Origin of the sequence: Hyphomonas neptunium ATCC 15444 (genome assembly GCF_000013025.1) — a bacterium.
GTDB lineage: Bacteria > Pseudomonadota > Alphaproteobacteria > Caulobacterales > Hyphomonadaceae > Hyphomonas > Hyphomonas neptunia.
The window spans coordinates 1,753,337-1,774,736 of sequence record NC_008358.1; the positions used below are offsets into that span (position 1 = coordinate 1,753,337).

Sequence of the window (21,400 nt, forward strand, 5' to 3'; positions counted from 1 at the left end):
GGTGAGACCTCATCCGGCCGGCAGGCCGGGGCCCGCAGGAGGCTTGCGCGTCAACGGTCGGAGCGTGTGTTTCAGGCTGCTGCGGTATCGTGGTGGTCGCGCACGCGCTCAGCGCAAGGAGCGCCGCTGACGACAGGATTGCTTTCATTGAAAAACCCTCTGCTTAGAAAATCCGAAATGGCCGGCGATGCGTTGCGCGTCTTCCGGAAGAGATTTGGTGAGCACTGTCGTCGTCATTTCAGCGGCCTCCATCAGACGTGAGCAGGGCTCTGTTCATCGCGATAGGCCAGCAGCCTGAGGGCGTTGCCAACGACGATCAGCGTTGAACCTTCGTGCAGAAGAATGGCAGGGCCGATGCCGACGCCGAAGAGCGTCGCTGGAACAAGAACGGCCACGACACCAAGACTGACCCAGAGGTTCTGGCGAATGTTCCGGCTGGTCGCGCGGCTCAGCCCAACAGCAAATGGTAGTGTGTCGAGATTGTCCGCCATCAGGGCGATGTCGGCGGTTTCCAGAGCGACGTCAGAGCCCGCCGCGCCCATTGCAATTCCGACATTCGCGTTCGTCATTGCCGGGGCATCGTTGACGCCGTCGCCAACCATCGCGACACCGCCTTGCTGTTTCAGTTCCTTGATCTTTGCGACCTTGTCGTCCGGCATCAGGTCTCCGAACGCCTCGTCCAGTCCGAGATCGCGGGCGATGGCGTTGGCGACACGGTGATTGTCGCCGGAGATCATCATCATCCGCGTGATGCCCAGCTTTCGTATCTGCGCGATCACGCGTTTGGTGGCGGGACGGGGCGTGTCCATCAGGCCGATGGCGCCCAGGAAGCGGCCGCCCTGCGCGACCACCATCATCGTGCGGCCCGTGTCGAAAAGCGTGTCCACTTCCCGCGCGAGCGTTTCGGGCATGGCAGGACCGCTTTCGCCGTCGAACATCGCAGGCTTGCCGATCAGGACGAGTTCGCCCCCGACCATCGCGCTGACGCCCTTGCCGGTGAGGCTTTGGAACTCTGCCGCCTCCGGACCTTTCGGAAGATCCTTCTCGCGTGCCGCCGCTACGATAGCACGCGCAAGGGGATGATCGCTGAAGGCCTCCACAGCGGCGGCGGTCGCCAGCAGCGCGCGCCCGTCGGCTCCTTCGAAGGCAACGATATCGACGACCTTGGGCTCACCGATGGTCAGCGTGCCGGTCTTGTCGAATGCGATTGCGTTCAACCCGCCAAGCGCCTCCAGCGGCGCACCGCCCTTGATCAGTACACCGCCATTTGCTGCCCGGGCGATACCGCTGAGGATCGCGCTCGGCGTGGCAATCGCCAACGCGCAGGGGCTTGCTGCAACCAGAACGGCCATCGCGCGATAGAAGCTTTCGGAGGGTGCCTCGTCCAGGAAAAGCCATGAAAACCCCGTCAGCACCGCGAGGGCGATGACCAGCGGCACAAAGATCTTCTCGAAGCGCTTGATGAACGTCTGTGTCGGGGACTGTCGTGTTTCGGCTTCAGAAACGAGTTTGACAACGCGGGCGAGCGCAGACTCAGACGAGAGCCGCGTGACGTAAATGTCGAGACTGCCGCTCCCGTTGATTGATCCCGCGAAGACCTTGTGCTGCGGCCCGGCTGCCTCGATCTCGGCAACCGATGTGCCGGGCAGGGGGCGTTTGTCGACCGGCGCGCTTTCGCCGGTGATCGGCGCCTGGTTGACGCTGCTTTCGCCGGCAGTCACGACCCCGTCCACCGGCAGCCGCTCGTTGGACCGCACGACAACGATGTCGCCAAGCTGAATGTTTTCGATGCGCATCTCGACGGTCTCGCCATTGCGCCTGACGAGGGCGGAGTCAGGGGCGAGCTCTGCCAGCGCCTGGATGGCCCGCGTCGCGCGGCCCATTGCATAGTGTTCGAGCGCGTGTCCCAGGCTGAATAGAAAGAGCAATAGCGCTCCTTCGGCCCAGGCGCCGAGGATGGCGGCGCCGGCAGCGGCGACGAGCATCAGGAAGTCGATCTCGAACTTTGCGTCCGCGACTTTCTCAATTGCTTCTTTCAGTGCGAAGAAGCCGCCAAAGATGTAAGCGCCGACGAGCAGGAGGATGGAAAGCCAGCCAGGGACAATGCCGAGCTTTGGCCCCAGCCACCCAACGACCAGCAAGGCGCCGCAGGTCAGGGAAAATATCAGCTCGAGATTGTCGGATTTGCCGTGATCGTGCTTGTCGGGCGCATTCGGTTGATGTGTGGCAGGTTCAATTGACATGGTCGCAAATCCTGACGGGCTGATCCCCTGGCTTGTGAACAGGGGCGGCGCTGGTTGGGCGCCGCCCCTCTGATGCTATTCCGCCGGTATGGCGGGGCGCTCATGTTTGCCCTCGACCAGCGAGTGGTGCCCGTCCGGTTTGGGGGCAAACCAGCGATGGAGCGCCGGCACCACCAGCAACGTCAGCAAGGTCGATGAGACGAGGCCGCCGATCACCACAGTGGCGAGCGGGCGCTGCACTTCGGCGCCCACGCCGGTGGCGAAGAGCAGCGGGGCGAGGCCGAGCGCCGTTGTTGCCGCCGTCATCAACACCGGAAGTGCCCGCAGACCCGCAGCTTCGATGGCGAGGTCCTCGAGATTGCGTCCGGCCCTTGCAAAGTCATCCATGAAGCTGACCAGCACCATGCCGTTTCCAAGGGCGATGCCGAACAGGGCGATGAACCCCACCGTGGCAGGCACAGAGACAGGCAACCCGGCAATCCAGAGCGCCAGTGCCCCTCCGGTCAACGCCAACGGAATGTTCAGCAGGATAAGCACCGCCGACATCAGCCGCCCGAACGTCAGGAGGAGGATCAGGAAAACGATGCCGAGCGTAATCGGGATCACGACCGCAAAGCGCGCATTGGCTTGCTGTTGCAGTTCGTACTGTCCACCCCACTCCACACGATATCCGGCAGGCAGGTCCAGACCCGCCGTCACGGCCGCCTGAGCTTCCTCAACATAGCTTCCGATGTCACGGTCCCGCACATTGAGCTGCACGGTGATGAACCGCTCGCCATTCTCCCGGGTTATCTGGCGAGGCCCAACGATCTCCCGGATATCAGCAATGCTCTCCAGGGGAATGCGTGCACCGCTGGAAGACTCCAGGATAATGCGCCCGATGGCTGCCGGCGTGTTGCGGCCGGCTTCGTCGTAACGCACCACCACCGGAAATTGCCGGACACCCTCGAAGACGACGCCCGCTTCGGCGCCGCCGACGCCTGACCGCAAGGCCTCAAGCGCTTCTTCGATGCTGAGGCCGTAGCGGCCAAGCGCAACCCGGTCGAGCGAGACGACAAGCTGCGGCGCGCCGGTAATCTGGTCGGCCTGGACATCGCTGGCACCAGGAACCTCCTGAAGAAGGGATTGAAGGGCTTGCGAGCTTTCGAGAAGCACTTCGGAATCAGGTCCGAAAATCTTCACGGCAAGTTGTGCTTTGGTACCGGTCAGTAGCTCATCGATGGACATGGCGATCGGCTGGCCGATATTGACCCTCACCCCGGGGAATGCGCTGAGATTGTCTGAAATCGCTTCACGCAACTCTTCCGGATTGAGCCCCTTGCGCCATTCCTTTCTGGGTTTCAGCGCAACAAATGCTTCGATACTGTTGACGGGGTCGGCATGGGCGCCAACTTCGCCCCGCCCGATCCGGCTGACGATGGAATCGATTTCGGGAAACGCTTCCATAAGCCGTTTCTCGATCCGGGTTGATGTGGCGCTGGCTTCCGTTAGCGAAATGGAGGGCGCCATGGCGACCCTCAGCAGGATGTCACCCTCTTCAAGCGCCGGTGTGAACTCCGACCCCAGGCGTGTCGCCGCAAGGCCGCCAGCGACCAGCAGGACGCCTGCCAGGGCAAGAGCAGCAATCCGTTGGCGGACGAAAAATGCGGCGAACGGTTTGATGATCCTGGTGAGCCGGCTGTCGCCCGCAGTCTGGGCCGATCGCGACGGCCGCATGAGGCCAAGGGCCATTGCCGGCGCAATCAACGCTGCGTAGATCAGCGATCCGGTCATTGCGAGCGCGGCCGAGGCCGCCAGCGGCCGGAAGGTTTTGCCCTCGGTGCCTTGCAACGAAAATAGCGGCAGGAACACGATGATGACCACCGCTACGGCCGCGATCAGCGGTGCAATCACTTCTGCGCTCGACCGTGCGACCGTCATTCGGTTGTCCTCACCCTCCGGTCTTTCACGGAAACCGCGCGCAACGTTCTCCGCGATCACGATGGCCCCATCGACCATCATACCGATGGCAATGGCGACCCCTCCGAGCGTCATCAGATTGGCGCCGATGCCGAAAACGTTCATCGCGATGAACGCAAATCCGACCGAGAAGGGGATCGAAAACACGACGACCAGGCTTGGGCGCCAGCCGCCAAGCAGCAGGAACACGACAATCGCAACGAGCAGGCCGCCTTGCCACAGTGCTGTCGTCACCGTTGCAGCGGCTTTTTCCACAAGGGTACCCTGGTCATAGTAGGGTATTGCGCGCACGCCGTCGGGCAGGGAGGCGTTGATTTCATCAAAGCGCGCCTTGGCGTTCTCGATGACATCGGACGTGTTGCTGCCATAGAGTTTGAGGACGAGACCGGCAACCACCTCGCCTTCGCCGTTCGCCGTGGCCATACCCTGGCGAACGGCGCCGCCGATTTCGACCTCTCCCAGATCGCCAACCCGGACGGTGCGTCCGTCGACTGTCTTGACCGGCGTTTCCACGAGATCGGCGATCGTTGTCGCCAGACCAACGCCGCGGACCGTGTATTGCTCGGCGCCCAGCTCGATGAACTGCGCACCTGCCGTTCTGTTGGCGCTCTTCAGGGCGTCGATCACTTCACTGATCTGAATGTCCTGCGCGAGCAGTGAATCCGGATCGAGGTTGACCTGGTACTGCTTCTCATAGCCGCCAAGCGCCAGGACTTCGGTAATGCCTTCGACCGACTGGAGCGGGTACTTGATCATCCAGTCAGCGATTTCGCGCATTTCAACCAGCGACCGGGTGCCGGAGTCATCAACGAGCCGGAAATACATGATGATGCCGAGGCCGGTCGAAATCGGTCCCATCTTCGGCGTACCAAAGCCTTCGGGAATAGCCTCGGCAGCTTCTCCGAGACGCTCGCCCACAACCTGGCGGGCAAAATAGACGTCTGTGCCGTCCTCGAAATAGATGTTGAGTACGGATAATCCGAAGTTCGATGTCGAGCGCATTTCCCGGACCTTGGGCAGGCCGGACATGGCGGTCTCGATCGGAAAGGTCACATACCGCTCGACCTCCTCCGGGGAGAGGCCTTCGGTCTCGGTGAAGATCTGGACAAGCGCGGGAGACGGATCCGGAAAAGCGTCAACCGGCAGACTGCGGAAGGCAAAAAGTCCGCCCAGGGTCATTGCGATGACAGCAATCGCTGCCAGCAGGCGTCCGCCTGCAATTCTGTGCATGAGGTTCAGCATGGGGTGGGGTGTCCTTAGTGGGCGTGGCCGTCGCCGAAAGCGTCTTTTTCAAGCTGCGCTTTCAGGGTGAAGGCACCGGCCGAGACAAAGCGCTCGCCTTGCTCCAGCCCGTCGAGGATTTCTGTGAGACCCGCGCTGGCGCGGCCCGGCTTTACTGGTCGCGGCGCAAATCCACCTTCGACGGGGACAAAAACTGACGGTTTGTCCTCGACAACCACGATCGCATCGGACGGAACATGCAGCGTGCGGCCGGATTCGCCGACCGAGATTTCGGCGGTAACGAACTGGCCCGGGCGGAGGCGGCTTTCCGGGTTGTCTACGATCACGCGCGCCGTGCTGGTGCGGGTCGTTTCGCTGATAACGGGGAGTATCAGCGCAATCTTGCCGCGGGCGGCTTCCGCGCCATCCCGCGTTCGCAGGATGACTGGCTGGCCAGTTTCAATTGCGCTGGCATCATCCTTGTAGACCGCGATGTCTGCCCAGAGTTGGCTGTCATCCACAATGATGAACAGCGCCTCGCCACCTGCTTCAACGCTTGAACCAATCGAAACACTCCGGGAAATGACCGTGCCGCCGAGAGGGGCAATGAGGGCTGCGTTGGCCAGGGAGCCATCCGGTGCTTGGCCGAGCCGCTCAAGCACGCTATCGCTGATTCCGACGGCGTGGAGCTTGTTCTCCATCGCTTCCCGTTCGGCGCGGGCGCTGATCAGGGCGGCTTGGGCGGCATCCAGTTCAGCCTGCGACGTAATCTTGTCGGCAAACAGACGCTCTTCACGGGCAAACTGCGAGGCCGCAAGGCTTTCTGCGGATTTCGCTGTCAGGAAGTCCGCCTTCAGACCGGCGAGTTCGCGGCTGGACAAGACAGCAAGGCGTTCGCCGCGCTTGACCTTGTCGCCTTCGCCCTTGTCCAGTCTCGAGACCAGGCCGCTGACGGGCGCAGCAACCTGCGCCACCCGGTCGGCATCAAAACGAAGCTCTGCTGGCAAAGAGAGCGTTTCACTGAGCGGTCCGGTCTCCGCCGGTGACAGGGCGATCCCGGCTTCAGCTGCGGCAGCCTTGTCGAGCAGAACAACGTCACCGTTCGCTTCGTCGCCATGATCGTCATGATCGTCATGACCTTCTTCTTCGCCGTCGGCATGGCCTTCCTCTTCAGAATGCCCGTCTTCTTCTTCGGCGTGATCGTCATGATCCGCGTGCTCGTCGGTTGTCGCTCCGGCGACCGCTGCAGCATCTGCGCGGGCCGTGTCACCGGAACCGCCGCAGCCGGCGAGCGTCATGGCCAGCACCAGTGCCAGCCCAGTCAGTTTGGGGTCGATCATTGTGTGTCTCCGTCAAAGGGGGCCGCGCCGATCAGGCTGCGGAGCAAAAGGTCTGCCGCGCGCGCATCCCGGCGGGCGGCAATGGTGGCCTGGCGCACGTCGATCAGGGCCGCGCGCGCCTGGAGGGTGGTGGTGAGGTCGAAACGGCCGATCGCGTAACCCTGGTCAGCGGCTTCGAATGCGGCTTCTGCCTCTGGCAGCGCCTCTTTGGTGAGAATTGATAGCCTCGTGTTCGCCGCGCGGGCGGTAGCGGTGGCTGCCGCCTGTTCGGCCCTGAGCCGCGCCTCGACCGCTTCGGCAGAAACCTTTGCGGCGTCGCCGCGAAGACGGGTCGCCCGAACGGTATCGCTGCCGCGGTCAAACAGCGGCAGAGGCAAGCTCAGCCCGGCAACGAAAGCGCTATCGCCTGTCGCTTCGAACCGGCGGACCCCACCTGAAAGTGTGACGTCCGGAATAGCTTCAGCCCGGGCGCGCTTGAGTTCGGCCTCTCTGGCGTCCACCGCAGCCTTGGCGGCAGCCAGGTTCGGATGAGGCGCCGTACCCGATTGGGCGGCGGCAATGATCTGGAACTCTGAGGGAACGGCAAAACGCAGATCGGCTTCGCCCCAGAGACTTGCGAGCGCATACGCCCTCGCCTCGACTTCGCCCCGGGCCAACGCCGCTTCGGCACGTAGGCTCGCGGCGTCTGCGCGGGCGCGGGCAAGCTCAGGAGGCGCCGCAGCGCCCGCCTCCACCCTTTTGCTGACGGTTTCTGCCAGGGTTGAGCTGAGGTTTGATGCCTCATCGGCGAGCCTTGCCGCTTCGGACGCGGCGACCAGGTCGGCATACGCAAGCGCTGCCTCGCGTTCGGATTCGCGAAGGATGACAGCGCATTCAGCAGTCCCCAGCGCCGCCCGGGCGCGGGCTGCGCGTTCTTCCAGGCCCCGCTTATTGCCCAGCCGGAAGGTCTGTTCGACCCCGAATGTTGTCTCGGACTGGTCGAAGCCGGACAGGGCGCCGCCGCCGGAGAAGTTCTCGAAATCTGCGGTGAGCGTTGGATTGAGCCACCTGCCGGCCTGGTCCGCATCTGCATTGAGCGCGCGGGCTTCAAGTCCGGCGGCCCGTATATCCGGAGATGTTCGGCGGATTTCATTGAGCGCCGCCTCAAGCGTCAGGGGCACATCTGGAGAGAGCGCGCTCGGCGCGGCAACATGGTCTGGCATGCAAGGGCTTGCAGAGGCGCTGCCTGCCGCGACGAATGCGGCGAGGGCGAACGCCGGGGCGGCAAGCGCGCCCCGATAAAGGAATGTCATGGAAAGATTTGATCCTCAGGCTGATGTCTCGGCAGGCACCGGACGCGAAGGACGCATCCGGAAACGGTTGCAGAGGATCAGGCCCGAGGCGGACGCAGCAGTTCGTAGGGCGGGGCTTTCAACACAGCAGTGTCGGGCTTCAACGAAAAACGTGGGCTCGTTGTAATCAGGTCAAAGGTGACGCCTTCGTTGGCACGCCAGATGGGATGATGGCAGGCGCCGCAGGTGTGCACAGCGTGCTCGTGCCCGCCGGATGGGTCGGAATCTTCCGGCGCCGCCGTATCAGCCGTGTGATCGACATAGCAGATCGTTGACCGCTCGGCGGCGTGCGCATCTTCCGCCAAAGGTCCGGCAACGAAGGCCAGCGCAACAAGCGCGGCCATTAAAAACCGGAACCAGGAAGACGCGACTGTCAGCACCATAATGCCCAGATAGCATCGAATAGTTGTGTTTGCATGAAAAATTTGCGGCAAGCCGTTTTGCCGCACGCGCTGGGTCAGCTTGCGAGATGTAGGCCGCACGGGCGCATTTCTGCGGCTTGCAACACTATTACACACCGACAGCTGTAATAAAGTATCGTAGCGTTGGCTTGGTTGGCGCATGTTTGCCTATCTTCGACATCACTGCAGTGCAGCGCCTCGCGCAATTGTTATGGCTGGCTTCGACCCGGACGCTTCCGGAATGAACCCGGCAACATTTTTTGCAATAGCGGCGGTCTAGCGAAATAACGAAACGGCCTTCAGTTAACCATGTCGCAAGGGATAGACCGTTGTGAAAGACCCTCGGCCGCGCGGTCCATCGCGGGTAGCCTTCCCCCGGTCAAATAGGGCCCAGATTTGATCTGGCTACGGCCCATATCGGCGCGACGTTAAACGGGACCAAAGCGAGTGGATCCTGGCCATTGCGCCCAATCCTTTGTCGCTTTGACCAAGGCGTTTGCCTCAGTCGCAACTGAGCATGCTACGGGCGATTCAGCCCGCGCTGCAAGGCAAACAAGTGCGGACCGCCCGCGCATTACCTTCGCGCTGTGCTCAGAACGGCTCGCATATAGCTCTCGACTTCGTTCTCAACCCAAACGCTCCGACGGCCAATGTGAATGGGCGCCGGGAAGGGCTGGACCGGATCCTTGATCAGTTCGTAGAGAAGCGACCGGCTGATTGTCAGCCTGTCAAGAACATCGCGAAGTGACAGAAAGCGCAAACCCATCTCACTTTCCCGCTCATTCGAGTGGGTCAGTGTCGGCGGTCGTTCTGACGCTTCGCGTTCAGCTGCCATGCGAATAAACGCGCGTGGGGGGAACTGGCTCATTTGGGACGGTTCCAGACAAGGACGCCGGTGCCTTCTTTTTCGTTTTCGAAGAAGGCGGCGCGCATCGGCTGGGCGAAGCTCGGATCATCGAGTTTCACAGCGAGATAAGGCGTTTCGCCATCCTTTGAGTCCTCGCGCCAGGCGGCGCCAAGCTCTGCGCCGCCGGCATAGAGCCGGAAATCCGGCGCGCCTTGTGTCTTGTCCTTGTTAGGAACAAGCTGGGCTTTGACATTGATGGTTAGTGTACGGAGGGTTCCGGTCCAGGTTCCGTCCTTCAGGGTGAATGCGCCGATCTGTGCCATGGGTCAGTCTCCTTTGCTGGCAGGTTTGGGCAGGGCTTTGCGGGCCCGTCTGAACCCGGCATCTGAGGCCAGGAACATGTCGATCATGGCCGCGGCGAGCGTTTCTACGCGTTCGCCTTCGCCATAAGTCTCCTGATAGAGCGCCGCATAATCCTGCAGCGCGGCCGCGGTATCCGGATCGAGCGCCAGGGTGAGCTTCACCGGCGTGCGGTCAGGGAGTTTTGCAAGGCGCAGGTTCACGGGGCTGTCTCCGGATAGGGACGCAGGACGAGGTCCTTTGTCACGAGGACGCGGACGGGCCAGCCCGGACGGATGGTGATCGAAGGCTGGACCCCGAGGCTGCGATCGACCGCGCGCTGGCCGGCTTCGTTGATTGTATCGGTGGTGCCCCGGCGGATCGCGCGCTCGATATCTCCGTCTTCGCTGGGGCCGAGCTCGGCGCCGATGCCGAGCATCGTGGCGAGACCAGCGGCAGCAAAGACCCTGTCCCAATGATGATCGGTCCGGTCTTTGAGGCCCGCATATCCTGCGGTATCGCTGCCCGGCTCCGAGATCGTGATCGAGCTGCCATCGGGCATCAGGATCCGGTCCCAGACGACCAGCGCCCGGTCCTGGCCGAACGAGACTTCCGACTGGTAGCGCCCGATCAGGCGGCTGCCCTGGGGGATCAGGCGGTGCTGGCCGCGAACGGTGTCATAAACGTTCTGCGTGACCTGGGCGATGACCGCGCCGGGAAGATCGGAGTTGATCCCGGTGATCAGGCTGGCCGGGATCAGGGAGCCCGCCATCAGCTGGTAGGGCGAAAGCGGATCCTGAACCCGGTCGGGATTGTAGATGGGGCCCCCTGCACGGTCGCTGGCAAAGGCGGCCTTCCGGGCCTGGAGGTTTGGATCGGGCGGGGGGCTCGCTCCGGCGTTCGGGGATGGCCGCGCCAGGGCGAGGAGTTCCGAAGAGAGATCAAAGCTGGCGTCTGTGGGGCGTGCCGGAGCGGGGCCAGGCGCGGCCGCATTGCCGAGCCGGAACAGGAGCGGCGCGCGGGCCGCCTCTTCGGCCAGGGCGGCGGCTTCCAGCCGCGCGGTGCGGGCCGCTTCCTCTTCCGGCCGTGGCCGGAAGTCGGTGCGGTACTCGGTCTGGAAGTCCGGTTCGATGCCATAAGCCTCCTCAGCGGCCCGGATGGTCGCGCCGAGATCCCCAGAGACGGGCGTCCCGAGCACGGGCACGTCCCCGAGCGCGGTATAGTCGGCCGGGAGCGCCGAAAACCCATCGGGCTTGCGCTTGCCCGCCACGAGCAGCTCATCCTGCGGGGCGGGCTCTGGGGGCCGGGGCGGGGCCAGCGCAAAGGTGGCGGCGGCGAAGAGGCCGAGCGCGCCGAGGCCCGCGCCAGCGAGCAGCAGTTTGCGGTTGATCCGGGTGGCGGGCTTCGGCTTTGAGCGGATCTCCAGCTGGCGGGCGGTTTCCTTGAGAGGCGGCGGCTGGGTCATGGGCTCAACCTCTCCGCCAGCGGGACCTGGGCTCCGCGCTTGCTTTTGATATGCGCACGACCGTCTGAGGCTTTGTCCCGTGCCGCAGCTCGGCGGCGGTGAACAGGCGGTCGACGATGTAGTAGGTCCCCCGGACCCGGTAGTTGACGAGTTCGGCCGTGCCCCCGGATGACAGCACAAAGAGGGGCGGCATTTCGGAGGCAGCTACGCCCGCTGGCATCTGGATGAAGACCTGGCGGCCGTCATCGAACACGCGGACGGGTGTCCAGTCCGGGCTGTCGCCGGTGATGCGGTAATCGAAGGAGAGGGTCTCGAGGCTCAGGCCGCGTTCGACGGGAACGGCTTCCTGTGCTGCGGCGTTCGCATTGCGGGCGGTGAGGCCGGCGAGTTCATCCTGCGGATAGCGCCAGGAAAGGGCGGCCATGTAGGTGGCAGGCGTCGATTCCAGGTCGAGGTGATAGGTCCGCCGGTCGGTGGCGATCATCAGGTTTGTCTGAAGGCCCGCGGCGACGGGCTTGACCAGGATATGCGCCCGGGCCGCGCTGCCAGAACCCGACGCCGTGTCCCCGACAATCCAGCGGACGGTGTCGCCCGCCGACACCGAGACCAGCGTCTCCCCGGGCTGGAGCGCAATATCCGTGACCTGGCCGGGGCTCGCATAGAGACGGTAGAGCGCCCCTTCCGTATAAGGATAGACCTGGACGGCATTGAGGAACCCCTCCGGGGAGGGTTCGATCACCGCGCCGGCGCGGCCTGCCTCAATGGCCCCTTCGGGGCTCAGGGCGGGCTTTTTTGCAGGCTCAGGATCAAGGGATTTTAGCTGGCCAGGCAGCGGCAGCGGGATCGCTGTTTCCACGATTTCGACGCGCTCGGGTTTCGGGTCTTCTGTGGGGCGGGCCTCCACGAACCGGGCAGGATCGAACAGGGGCTCGGGCGGGGGCGGTGTACCGAACTGGTCGACCACGGCGCTCGATGTGAAGCTGAAACACAGCCGCTGGTTTCTATGAGCGGCGTGATCGAAAGCCCGCTCGCCGCGATTCTGGCGGAAACGCGGCGGCAGCTGGGTCAGGACTATGCATGGCCGGATCCTTCAAGCGGGTTAGCGTATCTTCTGCTAAAACGTCATCAAAAGTCCTTGAAAGGTGTTATGGCGTCAACGCCGCCATCGGTTGATGCGCAGTTATTGCGCCGATCGCCAGTGCTTGCGGCATATGGATACCTTGCTGATCAGTTGAGCGATGGCGACCAAAGCAGTTGGATGGAAGCCGTAGAGCATCTGCGCGGGCGAGATCCGTACCCGGCCAATCGCGATTCCTTCGTGCACAATCCAATCGAAGTGCTAGGCCTTGCTCATGGATTGACGATCCTCAGAGACGATCAGGCAGGGCATCGCTCTTGGCTGTCTTCGGTTTTGAGACGGGGGTTGAACAAGAATGAACTTGAGACCGCGTCTACGCGCTGCGCCGCCAATCTGGCCATCGCGCAGCTAGAGGGCGCACCAGCTGAACCGAATGCCACCCCGGATTATCAAACGCTCCCCATGCCGGATCTCATTTTGCTCTCAGCATTGGCGTTGGCTTTTCCTTCAGAGGGTGTACTGGAGATTCACGACATTGAGGCCGCCCTGCAAACCAAGCTTCTGCGTGAAGCGATCTCAATCAGCGATGTGGCTTCGGCAGCTGCACTCAGCGTGTTTGCTGAACGGCTGATTGATCGGTTTTCCCTTGGCCCTCAATCCTCCACGACCCTTGAAAAAGTCGAGGCACTATGTCGGCGCTTTCCTCTGCTCTCCCATGCGCTGCAAAGACGTTATGCCGGTCGCCCTAGTTTTGAGATCAATGATGAATATGATGTACAAGATCTTTTTGGCGCGATCCTCCATCTTCATTTTGATGATGTTCGCTCGGAAGAGGTAACGCCCTCATATGCGGGGAATAGCTCCCGGGTTGATTTCTACTTACCTGAGGCGCGGATGATTGTTGAGGTCAAAATGACCCGAAAAAGTCTGGGTCAAAAAGAGGTCGTAAACCAGCTTATAGAGGACGCCGCCCGGTACGCTGCTATGGACCATGTTGATACACTAGTATGTTTGGTCTTTGACCCTCATAGATACTGTAAGAACCCAGCCGCGATCGAGGCGGATGTAGCAGAAAGCGGACGGCGCCTGCGCGTGGTACCAATCGTTTGTCCCAAAGGCCTATGAAAACGCCCTCCACTCTGCGGACCCTATTTCAGAAGGGAGAGCCTTTTCTCATGCATCCGCGAGACCTCAACCGCATTGGGCAAGCTGATCATGCGGCCCTCGAGCGACGCATCGGCGAAAAGCTGATCTTGGTCACGGCCAATGCAATCGGATTCAGAAAGCCGGTCGAGTGCGGCTATATTGATCCCAGTCTGATCATTATCCCAGGCCTCGCCGCTGCCGATAGCGAAACATTTATTCAGGCATCGATCGATCTCCCGGAAGCTCAAGGTGATCCCATGGATGTCATGGTCAACCATGTGCTTGAAATGGGCGTCGATCGTCCGCCGGGGCTCTATCCGCTGCCGGGTGAGGCGCGATAGCCATGCCAATGTCCTTCACTCCGATTTCCCATGAACAGCGGTGGACCGGATCAACGTGGTCCGTTGATGATGAAGACACGTTAGCTGAGCTCATCGCTCGCATAGCGCTCGGTCAAGCGCAGACGGTTCAGTCAATCCTGCATGAGCTTGGCAACAAGCCTGTATCGCCCACTGCCGGGTTTGAAGGCGCCAAGGCGACGCTGACGGCGGCCACCGAGGACGAGATCTTCCATCGAGACGGCTGGGTCTTTCAAGTCATGGCCTGGATTGCCGCGCATCAGCAGGACGATACGGCGCTTATCCATGCGCCGCATATTCGGCTTGCTGACAAAGGGACGGATGGTTTGATCATCGAATTCCAAGATCGCGGTATCGCTCGTGTGGTGATCTGCGAAGAAAAGGCCACGGAGCACCCCCGCGACCGAGTGCGTGACAGCGTTTGGCCTGAATTCAAAACCTTTGAGTCGGGCCGCCGCGACAATGAGTTGATCGCGGCGGTGAGCGACATGCTTTCCAAGAATGGCGTTGGGGACGCCGATGCGACCGTGGCGAGCATCTTTTGGAATAAGCAGCGGGCTTATCGCATCTCTACAATCGTAGGCGCGACGCATGCGACAGAGGCTGGCCGCAAGCGTCTGTTCAAAGACTATGAAAAGACGGTTCTTGGGGACTTGACGCGGCGTCGAGCAGAAACGCTTCATTTAGCCGATATCAGACCGTGGCTCGCCGAGCTTTCAAACAAAGCGATTGGATGGATAGAAGACGCAGAAGCGGTGCACGATTTGGAGGCAAAAGATGTATGACCCTCAAACCGCAGCGCTTATTCGTCAGACACCAGAGCTACCAGGATTAGACCGCGAAGATTTGCCAGATGTGCTTTCAAGAGCGTATGCGGAGATCGCGTCAGCGCGGGTGATGCTTCGTGACGGGCAGCCAAGTTTAGAACAGCTCTCAGAGACCATTGGTTTTGCTCAGAGGCTTGCGCGCACGAATGAGGCGCTGATTCTGGCTTCGCCAGACCGCGATGACAAAGCGGCGGCTGCTTTTGTGGCGGCAACGGCCTACCAGCTGGTGCGCCAAGCCGAAGCCATTCGTAAGGATACGGCCGGAGCGGCTTACCTGCGCGGAGATGCGATCAGTCCCGAGATCTCGGCCATGCTCTTGTTTCTAGCCGCTGAGGCGTCGGCGGACGCGGCAGAAGTGTCACGTCATATCAACTTCCCAGAAGACGAACCGCTCCAAGCCAATTTGATCTGGACCTTGATCCGTCTGGCCCGAGGTCAAGTCGGCGCAATAACCGACAGTCGCAGCCTGGGACGTCGGCGAGTTGTCGTGGGTACTGACTATCAGCAAGCTGTCGCTGCGTTGTACTATCAATTGCTTCGCGGCGTGAGAGCCCTAGCCTTTCGTCTCCAAGGGCGTCGCATCACCGATATGGCTGATCCCATCGCCGTATTCGAAAGGGTGAAAAGCCTAGCATCACCGACGGCCACGGATGCCTTAGGCGATCTGAACGCGCAGGCCCTCGTCGCTTTCTCAGGTCCGTTTCATTTGGCGAGCCTGCTCATCATTCTTGGGCGCTCATTATTGGACGGTGCGGTCGTCAATTTGCCGGCACCGGATGCGACCGATCCTGCTAGATGGCGCAAAGCGATGCAGGGCGTTGCGGCAAACCGACGCGAACAAGCGCGCGATCGATGCGATGCTTTGTATCTTGATGATCGCGCGGATCGCCCCGAGTGCCGACTTTCTCCTGCTTTCGGCCATGATGAAAAACACCGAGGAGCTTGCTGGATGGATTGAGGAGCTAACAGGCCGACCATCACTCTCGTTCGACGATAGCTGGAAGCCAACCCGTCAGATACGAGGGTGTGTTGTTTATGATTTGGCCCAGTTGAGAGCGCTCCAGAAAACCCTCACCACCGCCAAAACCACAGCAACAAGTGGCGTTCCTAAACGCCTCAAAGATCAAATTTCGGCCCCAGTGTTTGGTTTTTTCAGTGTGCAGCAGACTTGGGCGACTACCGAGCGAGAGCGCTACGTTCTTTTGCCTTTTCACCGCGATCCTCTGCCGCTGGCGACAAACAAGTTTTGGAAACTGACCCCAAATGCCGGAGAGGTCGCATCGGCTCTCGCGGCTGACGCGGCGCGCGCCCACATTCGAACTTTGGTCTTTGCCACAACCATTCCCAATGCCTCATCCATCGCGAATAGAGCAGCGGAAGCACTAGGCCCATGTAGCGTCGATCTGAATGAAGCTGAACAACGTTTGCTAGATACGATAATCGACGAAGTCGGGCATGTTCGGCACCTCTATCTTCCGCTCAAAGACGGAAAACTCATTGGTCGCGCAGCGTGCCATCATGGGCAATTGTTGCCGGAGGAGCGCCAATTAGTCGAACGTCTTTATCGACGAAACGGCGCGATTTCTGTGCTTGCAGCCACGTCAACCTTGGCGCAGGGGATGAATCTACCGGCGGAATTGGTTATCCTTTCAAGCGACAGCGAGTTTCAGCCGGATACTGGCAAGCAAAGCATTCTGAAAGCAGAAGATCTCTTAAACGCCGCCGGCCGTGCCGGACGGGCTGGAGAGAACGCGACCGGGATGGTCTTGATCATTCCGAGCAAAGTGACAGGCATTGATGATCAAGAAAACCTGATCGGCACGCAGTGGAGAAAGCTTCAAGAGATTTTTTCGCAAGCGGATCAATGCCTCATCATCGACGATCCATTGATGGCGGTGATGGACCGCATCCATATCGAGACGGATGCTGTGTCTCGCGCACCAAACCCCTGATGCGGCTTGTTCTCAACCAGATTGCGCGCCGGCTGACCGAGCAGGAGCCCGATCCCTCGCGGCGGAAGCTGCTCCTGATGCTGGACGAGTTCCCGGCCCTGGGGCGGATCGATTTCTTCGAGACGGCGCTCGCGTTCATGGCGGGGTATGGGGTCCGGGCGTTCCTGGTTGCCCAGTCGCTGAACCAGATCGAGAAGGCGTATGGTCCCAACAATGCTATTCTGGACAATTGCCATGTGCGCGTGGCCTTTGCGACCAATGATGAGCGCACGGCCAAGCGGATTCACGATTTGAAGATTGTCCTGTGCGATTGTTCGCGCATCCTCGCACGTGCTCGCGGGCCTGCTGGAGAGGTCAAGAAGTGCGCGGATCTGGTCGAGACCGAAACCAAGCTGCCTGGCGTTCTGAATAAATGCGAGCCGGGAGATCTCGGTCTCGCCGTAAACGCGTCGCCCGTTTGGAGCCCGCTGCGGAGCTGGCAGCAGACCGATCTCCTCATAAAAACGTATGGTGGGAATCTTGAGTTTCGTGCGGCGCGCCACCTCGCCGATAGGGAGATGCAACATTGAGCTTGATCCTCTAGTTACTTGAGGATGTACCAGTAAAACTGAACTGGAGGAATACACCATGAGCGGATGCGAAGATGGATGCGGAGCGAAGGCAGTCGAAGCGGCGACCACGCCCGCTTATGTGCGCACGTTATGGCTCGTCGTCTTCCTGAATGCGGGCATGTTCCTGATCGGTTTGATTATCACTGTTACCGGCGGGTCGGTGTCCGTCCGTGCGGATTTGCTGGATTTTCTAGGCGATGCGCTCGCAACCGGCATTGGCCTGCTGCTGGTGGGCCGTTCACGCCGCGTGCGCTCGCTGGCCAGCCTTTGGCAAGGGTTTGCCCTCGGTGCATTGGGACTGTTCGTGCTGGGCACTGCGTTGTCCCGAATGGCGGGCGGCGTTGCGCCTGAACCATTCGGAATGAGCGTCTACGGGGTGCTCGGGCTTTGCGTAAACATCGGTGCCGCCTTGTTGCTGCTGAAGCACCGCAATGGCGACGCAAGCGTGCGCGCCGTCTGGTTGTATAGCCGCAATGACGCGATCGGTAACTTGATTGTCTTGGCTGCTGCGGCACTCGTGGTTGTTTCGGGGTCGTATTGGCCCGACCTTATCGCGGGCGCAGCCATTGCATTCCTTTTCCTGCACTCGTCGCTGCAGATCATCCGGGATTCGCGCCGTGAACTCCGTGAGGTGGTGGAATGAACAGGCTATTGGGCGCAACTGCATTGCTCGCCGTTCCGGCACTCGACCTCGGGACGAAGGCTTGGGCGCGATCGCGCTTGCACGAAGCACAACCGTTGGAGTTGCTGCCATTTTTCGACCTGACACTAAGCTTTAATCGCGGCGTATCTTTCGGGCTCTTCGGAACGGCATCGAGCGCTTGGCCTGTCATTGTCATCACAGCGGCAATCACGGTGGCTTTGGCATTTTGGTTCTGGCGCACGACGCGATCAGGTGAGCAGCTTGCGTTGGCGCTAATCGTCGGCGGCGCATTAGGGAACCTAATCGACCGGGTGCACCGCGGCGCTGTGACGGACTTTCTCGACTTCCATGCCGCCGGTTGGCATTGGCCGGCTTTTAACCTGGCCGACACCGCAATCGTGTGTGGTGCGGTCTTGCTTCTTTGCCATTCACTTAGCCCGCGCAATCAGACTTCCACTTAACAACCTCAGTGGTACGTGCCCCGCCTGCTACGGGACAGATTTCAGGCTTCAACGAAGGAATAATCTCTCGCTCGGGTCCCCGCATCCTGAACGACCGCTGGAAGCATCCGATGAGGAGCGCCAAGTATATCTTGTGCGAGTGCCCTCAGTAGACAGCGTCAGCACCCTGGAAAGCTCGATAATGGACGAGGTTTAAGCGACCCATCCTGTATATTGCGGACTCACGAATATGGAGCGGGTAGAAGGTCTGCATCGACCCCGTTTTTGACGCGAGCATCCGCATTAAATTTTTGGCGACCGACTTGTTGTGTGCGCGCGCGCCAGTCAGTTCGCTAAACGGTCTTGATGGGGGTGTTTACGTTTTCATGGAGCTGCAAATCTCATCACTTCTGCCGCCCACCATTCCGCCATGCGGACGCGTTCGTCCCAGTAGGTTGCTCGGTGATAGGCCTTGCGCACATGATTGTCGCCGACATGGGCGAGCTCGGCTTCGATGGCGTCAGGGTGCCATTTCCCACTCTCATTGAGGAGGCTTGAAGCGCTGGCCCGGAACCCGTGGCACGTATGGACGTCTGCTTGGATATCGAGCCGGCGCAGCGCGTAGTTCATGGTGTTCTCGCTGAGGGGCCGTCCGTCCGACATCTGAGACGGAAGGACGAGCGAACCTTTGCCTGTGAACCGCTTCAGATCCTTCAGGATCTCAATGGCGGGTCCGGGCAGGGGCTTTGTGTGCAGTTTGCGCGTTTTGGTCCGGTCGGCCGGGATGGTCCACATCCGCTCTTCAAAGTCGAACTCGCTCCAGTGGGACAGGCGTAGTTCGCCAGGACGGGGATAGAGCAGCGCCAGCAGCTTCAAGGCAGCCTGGGCTTCGATCGTGCCCTCATACGACCAGACGGTCCTGATCAGCTTCGCAAACCCCTTGCGGTCGGTCACGGCGGCCCTGTGCTGGACCTTGGGCGCGATAAGCGCCCCCTTCAGCGCCACGGTCGGGTCACCGTCCGCCCGGGTCGTTGCGATCGCGTAGCGGAAGATCTGACCGATCAGGGCACGAAGCCGGCGTGCTGATTCGTAGTTTCCCTCTTTCTCGACCCTTCGAAGGGTCGCGAGGATTTCGGGTGCCTTGATATCCCGAATGGGCTTCGGGCCAAGGTCTTCGCATGCAAGGCGCGCGAGCCAGCGTTTCTTCTTGAGCGTGGCCGGGGCGAGTCCCTCGATCTCCTCCTTCTGGAGCAGCTCATCAGCGATCCGGGCGAAGGTATCTTCGATTTCAGCGCGCCGCGCTTCCTGGTCAGCCTTTTTGGTAGCCGAAGGGTCAACGCCTTCGAAAAGCATCGTCCGAGCTTCTAGGCGCCGCTCTCTGGCCCGCCCAAGGGAGATCTCGGGGTAGGGGCCGAACGACAAGGTCTTCTGCTTGCCCTCAAAGCGGTAAGCCATCTTCCAGAGCTTTGACCCCCCAGTTGTTACCTCCAGATAGAGGCCGTAGCCGTCACTATAGCGCTTCGTGCGGCTGTCCGGTTTGAGGCCGCGGATTCGTGTGTCTGTCAGGGGCATTTTGTTGGCATCGTCAAAAAGTGTTGGCATTTTCCGGCCGTTGCGATTCCGGGCCGTCTCGATGCCAACAAAATGCCAACAAAAAAAATTTCTTCCAACGATTTTGGGTGGACGTTGGCGGACGAAGACGCTGGTGGCGCCGTCCTAAGTCCTTGTTTTTATGGATACTGGTGGAGGCCCGCGGACGTCGCTGGAAGCCTGAATGGTGCCCGGGGGCGGAATCGAACCACCGACACGCGGATTTTCAATCCGCTGCTCTACCCCTGAGCTACCCGGGCGGGCCGAACGGGGAAGCGGCTACTTAACGAAGGCGGCGGGGCTTGTCTACGCCCAAATCAGTGGGAATCTGTGTCATCCTCAGCGGCGCCCGGACCTGCCGTGTCATCGGCCTGTTCGGCGGCGGCGCCTGGGATCACATAACCGCCTTTGAGCCACTGGCCGAGATCGGCGTCAGCGCAGCGCTTGGAACAGAAGGGGCGATACTCGGCGGCGACCGCCTGCTTGCGGCAGCGCGCGCAGAGCGGGGTTCTCTGGCTTGGGTTCACAGGTTTGCTCATCCTTCGGGGGATACCTCAGGGGCCGCCCTGGCGTGAACCCCGATTGTCAGCCGCGCGCCATATTTTGAGGCGAGCTGCGCCTCTGCGTCCATGCCGCTGGCGGTTAGCCAGGCGAACGCCGCTTGGGGCAGGGACAGCTTCAGCCGCCCCATCCGGGTCTGGCGTGCCTCGGCTTCCAGCAGGCGCAGCCCTGCAAGTGCCAGCGTCTCCGCCGTCGGCAGGCCCGCCATATCCAGCAGCATCTCGTTCAACGGCGTAATCCGCCACTCGGTCGACAGCTCCATCAGCCCCAGCGCCGAAGGCGCCAACACCCGCGCCGGGCGCGCCGTCATGCCATCCCACGCTGCCAGGAACGCCTCGCGCAGCTTTGTGGAGGTCTCCTTGGTCAGCGGGCTCACACAGTCGAGCACGAACAGCCCGCCCAGCCCCCGAATGAGGATCTGCCGGGCCAGCGCCTCGGCCGCCTCCTTGTTGAGCGAAAGCGCCCGCGCTGCGGCGCTGCCCTTCATCGCCCGGCCCGCCGAATCGATGTCGGCCGCCGTCAGCGCGCGCGTCCGTTCAATCCGCAGCCGCCCGCCGCCGGGCAAGGTGACGTCCGGGCTTAGCGCGTCCTCAAATGCAGCGGCCATCCGGCTGTCACCGGCGGGCACGTCTTCAATCGGTGTTGTGGGGCTGGCTCTCAGTGCGGCCCGCCAGGCATTGGCGCCGGAGGGGGCAGGGTGGCTGCCGGGGGGCGCGAGCTTGACGCGCGGCAGCTTTCCGGCGCGCCCTTCTGCCACCACGTCCACCGTGACGAGACTGCCCTCGCTTGGTAGCAAAGTGTCCTGATTTGTCCCGGATTGTCCCGGATTTGTCCTGAGAAAGGCGCCCGACTGTCCTGGAATATCTATAAAAGTCCCGCCTGCGCCGGGCTCTGTCTTGCCGATGCGGGCCTCAAGACGGGCGCCGAGCACCACCGGTTTTGTGGGGCGTTCAATATAGAGCGCGAGCGGCCTGTCCTGCAAATCGAGCGCCGCCCAACGGGTCTCGCCCAGCGTGGCTTCTCGCAAGAACCGGGCAACTGTCATCC

At 61.4% G+C, this 21,400-nt stretch carries 20 protein-coding genes, 1 tRNA gene and 2 pseudogenes; 8 read left to right on the forward strand and 15 right to left on the reverse strand.

Annotated elements, in window-relative coordinates:
- Positions 1-251 precede the first annotated feature (251 nt).
- From HNE_RS08450 to trbG, 10 genes are all read right to left on the reverse strand, one after another.
- A complete protein-coding gene (locus HNE_RS08450) occupies positions 252-2,243 on the reverse strand; it encodes a heavy metal translocating P-type ATPase (RefSeq protein WP_011646719.1) in 1,992 nt (663 codons plus the stop codon).
- A gap of 75 nt (positions 2,244-2,318) precedes the next feature.
- Positions 2,319-5,444 carry an efflux RND transporter permease subunit gene (locus HNE_RS08455; protein ID WP_035591782.1) on the reverse strand — a complete coding sequence of 1,042 codons (3,126 nt, stop codon included), beginning with the start codon at positions 5,442-5,444 and terminating at the stop codon, positions 2,319-2,321.
- 14 nt (positions 5,445-5,458) lie between these two features.
- A complete protein-coding gene (locus tag HNE_RS08460; RefSeq protein WP_011646721.1) occupies positions 5,459-6,763 on the reverse strand; it encodes an efflux RND transporter periplasmic adaptor subunit in 1,305 nt (434 codons plus the stop codon).
- Positions 6,760-8,055, reverse strand: coding sequence for a TolC family protein (locus tag HNE_RS08465; protein WP_011646722.1), 1,296 nt, complete (start codon positions 8,053-8,055; stop codon positions 6,760-6,762). The genes HNE_RS08460 and HNE_RS08465 overlap by 4 nt, the downstream gene beginning before the upstream one ends.
- Positions 8,056-8,132: 77 nt before the next feature.
- Positions 8,133-8,657 (reverse strand): hypothetical protein, encoded by a 525-nt coding sequence (locus HNE_RS08470; RefSeq protein WP_011646723.1) that lies wholly within the window; start codon positions 8,655-8,657, stop codon positions 8,133-8,135.
- A gap of 412 nt (positions 8,658-9,069) precedes the next feature.
- Positions 9,070-9,363, reverse strand: coding sequence for a helix-turn-helix transcriptional regulator (locus HNE_RS19145; protein ID WP_083759053.1), 294 nt, complete (start codon positions 9,361-9,363; stop codon positions 9,070-9,072).
- The gene (locus HNE_RS08480; protein ID WP_011646725.1) at positions 9,360-9,665 is read right to left on the reverse strand and encodes a DUF736 domain-containing protein; all 306 of its coding nucleotides are present in this window, start codon (positions 9,663-9,665) and stop codon (positions 9,360-9,362) included. Before HNE_RS08480 ends, HNE_RS19145 begins: the two co-directional genes overlap by 4 nt.
- A 3-nt stretch (positions 9,666-9,668) precedes the next feature.
- The gene (locus tag HNE_RS08485) at positions 9,669-9,905 is read right to left on the reverse strand and encodes a DUF2274 domain-containing protein (RefSeq protein WP_083759054.1); all 237 of its coding nucleotides are present in this window, start codon (positions 9,903-9,905) and stop codon (positions 9,669-9,671) included.
- Positions 9,902-11,146, reverse strand: coding sequence for a TrbI/VirB10 family protein (locus HNE_RS08490; protein ID WP_011646726.1), 1,245 nt, complete (start codon positions 11,144-11,146; stop codon positions 9,902-9,904). Before HNE_RS08490 ends, HNE_RS08485 begins: the two co-directional genes overlap by 4 nt.
- Positions 11,147-11,150: 4 nt before the next feature.
- On the reverse strand, positions 11,151-12,110 hold the full coding sequence (trbG, locus tag HNE_RS08495) for a P-type conjugative transfer protein TrbG (protein WP_011646727.1): 960 nt from the start codon (positions 12,108-12,110) through the stop codon (positions 11,151-11,153).
- Positions 12,111-12,149: 39 nt separating this feature from the next.
- Here trbG and HNE_RS17950 point away from each other — a divergent pair, with 39 nt between their 5' ends.
- The 6 genes and pseudogenes from HNE_RS17950 to HNE_RS18365 form a co-directional block, all read left to right on the forward strand.
- A complete protein-coding gene (locus HNE_RS17950; protein WP_011646728.1) occupies positions 12,150-13,349 on the forward strand; it encodes a hypothetical protein in 1,200 nt (399 codons plus the stop codon).
- Between the two features lie 50 nt (positions 13,350-13,399).
- Positions 13,400-13,711: a hypothetical protein gene (locus HNE_RS08505; protein ID WP_049755086.1), complete on the forward strand. Its 312-nt coding sequence runs from the start codon at positions 13,400-13,402 to the stop codon at positions 13,709-13,711.
- Between the two features lie 2 nt (positions 13,712-13,713).
- The gene (locus tag HNE_RS08510) at positions 13,714-14,514 is read left to right on the forward strand and encodes a hypothetical protein (RefSeq protein ID WP_011646730.1); all 801 of its coding nucleotides are present in this window, start codon (positions 13,714-13,716) and stop codon (positions 14,512-14,514) included.
- Positions 14,507-15,514, forward strand: a complete 1,008-nt coding sequence (locus HNE_RS18725) for a hypothetical protein (protein WP_160162614.1) — start codon at positions 14,507-14,509, stop codon at positions 15,512-15,514. The genes HNE_RS08510 and HNE_RS18725 overlap by 8 nt, the downstream gene beginning before the upstream one ends.
- Positions 15,480-16,508, forward strand: a complete 1,029-nt coding sequence (locus tag HNE_RS18360) for a helicase-related protein (protein ID WP_233352049.1) — start codon at positions 15,480-15,482, stop codon at positions 16,506-16,508. Before HNE_RS18725 ends, HNE_RS18360 begins: the two co-directional genes overlap by 35 nt.
- Positions 16,487-16,798, forward strand: a pseudogene (locus tag HNE_RS18365) (type IV secretory system conjugative DNA transfer family protein); the annotation flags it as partial. The gene HNE_RS18360 and the pseudogene HNE_RS18365, both read left to right, overlap by 22 nt.
- A gap of 60 nt (positions 16,799-16,858) precedes the next feature.
- On the opposite strand, the pseudogene HNE_RS19150 reads toward HNE_RS18365, so the two are convergent.
- Positions 16,859-17,137, reverse strand: a pseudogene (locus HNE_RS19150) (MerR family transcriptional regulator); the annotation flags it as partial.
- Between HNE_RS19150 and HNE_RS08525 the strand changes: the two are divergent.
- Together HNE_RS08525 and lspA are read left to right on the forward strand one after the other, a co-directional pair.
- Entirely contained in the window at positions 17,136-17,762 is a 627-nt protein-coding gene (locus HNE_RS08525) for a cation transporter (RefSeq protein ID WP_011646733.1), read from the forward strand. The pseudogene HNE_RS19150 and the gene HNE_RS08525 overlap by 2 nt on opposite strands.
- Positions 17,759-18,223: a signal peptidase II gene (gene lspA, locus HNE_RS08530; RefSeq protein ID WP_011646734.1), complete on the forward strand. Its 465-nt coding sequence runs from the start codon at positions 17,759-17,761 to the stop codon at positions 18,221-18,223. Before HNE_RS08525 ends, lspA begins: the two co-directional genes overlap by 4 nt.
- A gap of 363 nt (positions 18,224-18,586) precedes the next feature.
- On the opposite strand, the gene HNE_RS08535 is transcribed toward lspA, so the two are convergent.
- The 4 genes from HNE_RS08535 to HNE_RS08550 form a co-directional block, all read right to left on the reverse strand.
- Positions 18,587-19,774 (reverse strand): tyrosine-type recombinase/integrase, encoded by a 1,188-nt coding sequence (locus HNE_RS08535; RefSeq protein WP_035591850.1) that lies wholly within the window; start codon positions 19,772-19,774, stop codon positions 18,587-18,589.
- A gap of 203 nt (positions 19,775-19,977) precedes the next feature.
- Positions 19,978-20,052: transfer RNA gene (locus tag HNE_RS08540), tRNA-Phe, on the reverse strand.
- A gap of 57 nt (positions 20,053-20,109) precedes the next feature.
- On the reverse strand, positions 20,110-20,331 hold the full coding sequence (locus HNE_RS08545) for a DNA gyrase inhibitor YacG (protein ID WP_011646736.1): 222 nt from the start codon (positions 20,329-20,331) through the stop codon (positions 20,110-20,112).
- Positions 20,328-21,398: a ribonuclease E/G gene (locus HNE_RS08550; protein WP_011646737.1), complete on the reverse strand. Its 1,071-nt coding sequence runs from the start codon at positions 21,396-21,398 to the stop codon at positions 20,328-20,330. Before HNE_RS08550 ends, HNE_RS08545 begins: the two co-directional genes overlap by 4 nt.
- Between the last annotated feature and the right edge of the window lie 2 nt (positions 21,399-21,400).